Raw genomic sequence first — 5,126 nt, 5'->3', positions numbered from 1 at the left:
CAATGAAATCTTGAAAGAAGCAGGATTGTCACCAAAAGGTGAGTTCTATATGTGGGTTCCAAAAGACAACGCTGCTTACTATAAGAACTATGTTTCTAAGGGCAAAAACGTGACTTTTGATTTGGTTGCTAAATTGTTGGTAAAAGAAGGTCAAAAGGTTCAGAACGAATTCCATCAGATCGATTTTGGAATTGATCATAAGTCTAATCTGGTAACTGTTGAAGTTCCAGATATCAAGCCTGAAAAACATGTGCTTGATAAAGATGGTAAGAAAGTTCTTGATGGTAAAGAAGTCCAGCTAGGTGATTTTGTTCAGTACCTTCTTGATGGTGTGGCCGTTCCATCTAAACATGACACTCTTTCTCAGTATGATGGTGTAGACAAGCTAGATATGAAGCATGACCGTTATACAGGTAATTGGAAAGGTGTCATCAAGGGTACAGAGTACACAGCTGAGAAAGACCTTATCTTGCCTTATGATGTCATCCTGAAGGATGGCAAAGTGGTCAAAGCTGGTGATAAGATTGCCAAGGGAGCATCTTATGCGTTCACTTTTGAATTCAATCAAGATACAAATTCTGAATTCATCAAGAAACTTGTGACTGTTAAGTGGGATGCAAAAGATGGTCAATGGTCTTACGTTATCAATCAAGATTTCCTAAACTCTCTAGGAGTTAAAGGGACCTTCGATGCAGACTTCTACATCGAGGCCGAGCGTATTGAAACTGGTGGTAAGATTGAGAATACCTTCATCAATATTGTTAATAAACAAGAAATGACTGCCAAGGTTATTACTCGTACGCCAGAACCACCTAAACCAAAATACCCAGAAAAACATGCACTTGATAGAACTGGCAAGAAAGTTCTTGACGGTAAAGAAGTTCAAATGGGTGAATTGATTCAGTACCTTCTTGACGGTGCAACTGTTCCAGAAAGACACCATACGTTGTATCAATATGATGGTGTAGACAAACTTGATATGAAGCATGACCGTTATACAGGTAATTGGAAAGGTGTCATTAAGGGTACAGAGTACACAGCTGAGAAAGACCTTATCTTGCCTTATGATGTCATCCTGAAGGATGGCAAAGTGGTCAAAGCTGGTGATAAGATTGCCAAAGGAACATCTTATGCGTTCACTTTTGAATTCAATCAAGATACAAATTCTGACTTTATCAAGAAACTTGTGACTGTTAAGTGGGATGCAAAAGGTGGTCAATGGTCTTACGTTATCAATCAAGATTTCCTAAACTCTCTAGGAGTTAAAGGGACCTTCGATGCAGACTTCTACATCGAGGCGGAGCGTATTGAAACTGGTGGTAAGATTGAGAATACCTTCATCAATATTGTCAATAAACAAGAAATGACTGCCAAGGTTATTACTCGTACACCAGAACCACCTAAACCAAAATACCCAGAAAAACATGCGCTTGATAAAACAGGTCAGAAAGTTCTTGACGGTAAAGAAGTTCAAATGGGTGAATTGATTCAGTACCTTCTTGACGGTGCAACTGTTCCAGAAAGACACCATACGTTGTACCAATATGACGGTTTGGATAAACTCGATATGAAGCATGACCGTTATACAGGTAATTGGAAAGGTGTCATCAAGGGTACAGAGTATACGGCTGAAAAAGACCTCACATTGCCTTATGATGTCATCCTGAAGGATGGTAAAGTAGTCAAAGCTGGTGATAAGATTGCCAAAGGCTCTGTATATGCTTTCCAATTTGAGTTTGATCAAAGCACAAATTCTGACTTTATCAAGAAGATTGTTAAAGTAACATGGAATGAACAAGACGGTAAGTGGGCTTACACTATTGACAAAGAGTTCTTGAACTCTCTTGGAGTACGTGGTACGTTTGATGCCGATTTCTATGTTGAAGTTGAGCGTATTGCAAGTGGAGAAGTTGAGAATACATTTGTAAATGTTGTTAATGGTCAGGAGATGGAAGCGAAGGTAGTAACACATACTCCTGAGCGACCAGCTCCAGAAGAGCCACGTAAACCACAACCACAGCCATCGCTTCCAAATACAGGAACGGCTTCTAGCGTGCTTGGATTTGTTGGTACTGGTATCTTGTCAATGCTTGGTTTAGTTGGCTTGAAACGTAAGAAAGAAGTAGAATAAAATAGTTCAGTTCGTTATAAAAGGTGGTGGAGTAACAGGAACTGCCACCTTTTTTTAAAAAGTGGATAGGGAAAATAGAATGAATAAAACTGTAAATCTAACAGTTGGAGTGGCATCAGTTATTGGTCTTGGTCTAGTAAACACGATCGGTCACGCAGATGAAACACCTGCTGTAACAGCTCCCAAACAATTACAATCTTTTACGAGTGAAGTTAGTGGGATTATTGTCACTCGAGAACAAGTTGATGAGGCTAAGGATAAACTTGACAAATCTACCCAAGCAGTAGATGGAGCACAAGCTAAGAAAGATCAAGCGCAGTCTGAAGTAGATGAGGCGAAGTCTGAAGTAGATCAAGCGCTGTCTGAAGCAGATAAGGCGCAAGCAATCAAGGACAAAGCTACACCACGGAACATTGAAAAGCAAAAACAAGAGGTTACCGATGCTGAAGCTGCTAAGTATAACGCTGAAAAGCAAGAAAAAAATACTAAGAATGACCTTGACAAAGCTGAACAAGTGGCTCAAGACCAAGAAAAAGTGGTTAAGAAATCTGAAGACAATGTAGCAAGTGCTGAAAAAGAAGTCAAAGATGCACAGACTAGTGTAGATAACGCACAAGCTATCCTTGACGGTACAGGGCAAGCAGAAGTTATTGCTGAGAAAGAGAATGCTGAATGGGAACAAAAGCAGGCACAAAATAAGGTTCAAGAAAAATCTGATGAACTCTTACAAGCTAAATCCCACGATGATCAACTTCAACAAAAAATTGTTGAAGCGCAGAAACAAGTTGAAAATTCTCATTCTCTTGTTTTGACTACTAATATTGCATTGGATAAAGCCTCAGAAACAGCAAATCAGACTCAATCAGCGCTCAAACAAGCTCAATCGGATTTTTCAGATGCTGAAGCAAGGTATAATTCAATAAATACTTTGCAAATTTCAGATAGCTACGTAGAAGCACTAAAATCTTATGTGAATAATCCGTACAATATTCTTGAACAAGAGGCTCTTTGGGATAAACACAATGCTGCGCAACTGCGCAAACTTGAACAAGTCAATCAGGAAAATGTAGAACTTAATAAATTTAAGTCCAATAAAAAAGATCAGCAAATTTCTGTTGATCCGAATCATTTGACAAAAGAACAGCAAATGGAATTAGCTTTCTTTGCGAATGATTTGTTAAATCAAGTCCGTCAGCGTTTTGGTACAACTAAAACAGTTGTTTCACAAGGGATGCTTGAGGTTGCTAAGAAGGTGACTGATGGTTATGTTTCTGATAATTGGAAGTTTGGTGCAGGTCATGATAAAAAGGTTATCAATGACGTAGCTCGAGAATATGGTCTGCCGTCATCTAAGAATAATTCTTCTCAATATTTAGAGAATATGTATGGTGTCAATAGTAGTGATGAAATTCATACTATGGATGACGCTAAACGATTCATCTATAAAAGCATTGTTAAGTTTTTATTTAATGGTATGGAGTGGCAACATGCTGAGAGTATAACTGGGTTATCGAAAACGTCCTCAGGGAATAAAGATTACTTTGGCTTATCTTTATCGAAACGTGAAGGAGTCACAAGTTCTCACTGGTTGACAGTAGCAGATAAAAAAGTTTCAGGAACGAAACTTGATAAGACAGAACTTAGCAATCCTAATTCAGCTGAGACTCTAACTAGGGCTTATCACGCTGCAGTTGGTGCTCTTAGCTTAGCGCAGAAAAATAATCTTAATGCACAAACTGCTCTGGAACAAGCTCAAGCAGAATACGATACAGCTTTATCTACAGAAGAGCAAGTTAAGGAAGAATTTTCAAGACTTAAAGCAACACCATTACGAGCACCTTCGGCACAATTTGAACTTGATCAGGCGGAGAAAGTTCAAATGAAAGCACAACAACGTGTGGTGGCTGCTCAAAAGGCCTTGGATGCCTTAACTGCTGATGTAAAAACTAAACAGAAAAATCTTGCTGAAGCAAAGGAAGTGCTTGACACTAAACAAAAAGCTCTTACGGAGTCTAAAGAAAACCTAGCTACAGAACAAACGAAGTTGGTCACACTGCAGGAGCTTGCCCAGACTGCTGCTGAAAATCTCCAACTATCTAAGGATAATGTTGAAAAAGTGGGCAAGGAATTGGAACAAGCAAAAGCTGATCTAGATGCTTTGCTTAATGCTGAGCCTAACCTTGCTGAAGCTAAGAAAGTCCTTGCTCAAAAAGAAACAACTCTTAATCAGAAAGCAACTGCTTTGAAACAAGCTCAAGATAACCTTGACAAGTTGTTGCAAGAACAGAAAATCAATCAAGAGGCTTATGACAAACTCTTTGCCTTGTATAGCGCACAAGTTGAAGCTAAACGTTTAGCCGACCTAGAGGCTCAAAGACAAGCACTCCTTAAGGATGGCGAAACACCTGTTGAAGTTTATGACAAAACAGGTAAACTTGTGTCTTATATAGCGCAAACTAAATCTGTAAATACTCAATTACCTATTTCTTATAACTATACTTGGAACAAGAAACAAGAAACTAGTTTGCCAAACACTGGATCAGCAGCAAGCATGCTTCCAGTTGTGGGAATGATTTTGGGATTGTTGAGTCTTGCAGGCCTTCGTAAGTCGAAAGAAAACTAATTTGACGAACTAAAATGAAATGATGACCACAAGTTGAATAAAAACTCTCTTGTGGTCTTTATTGAAAGGAGAAAAAATGCAAGTATTTATCGCTTCTGGACGTGTTGCATTCATTCCAAATGATGCAGTAGATCGAACCAAAAATGGTCATACCAGTTTCAAATTTGAGTTTGTTTGTGATTCGAGTATGACTGATGATACAAATAAACCAATCTCTAGTTTCTTCCATGTACAAGTCTATGGAAAACAAGCGGAGTTGATGGCTCAGAGCCTATCTAAAGGCTCTCCAATCCTCTTAAAAGGAGAAATTATCCAACGACCTTATAATGATGAACATGGTCAACGTCGGACGTATCAGTTTATTTCCCCAAA

General features: G+C 38.8%; 3 protein-coding genes. All 3 read left to right on the top strand.

The features are described 5' to 3' along the window. Window positions 1-2,131, top strand: a 2,131-nt coding sequence (locus QM460_RS10155; RefSeq protein WP_414290035.1) for an LPXTG cell wall anchor domain-containing protein, incomplete at its 5' end; no start/stop codon positions are given. A 79-nt stretch (window positions 2,132-2,210) separates the two neighbouring features. Continuing rightward, complete coding sequence (locus QM460_RS10150) at window positions 2,211-4,754, top strand: SEC10/PgrA surface exclusion domain-containing protein (RefSeq protein WP_050078018.1); 2,544 nt, start codon at window positions 2,211-2,213, stop codon at window positions 4,752-4,754. Window positions 4,755-4,830: 76 nt separating this feature from the next. Continuing rightward, window positions 4,831-5,126: single-stranded DNA-binding protein (locus QM460_RS10145; RefSeq protein ID WP_414290034.1), on the top strand; the 296-nt coding region annotated here is incomplete at its 3' end.

The sequence above is a fragment of the Streptococcus infantis genome (assembly GCF_047464415.1).
GTDB lineage: Bacteria > Bacillota > Bacilli > Lactobacillales > Streptococcaceae > Streptococcus > Streptococcus infantis_AE.
The sequence above is the reverse complement of the archived record's forward strand: the minus strand, read 5'-3'. Positions and strand labels throughout refer to the sequence as shown.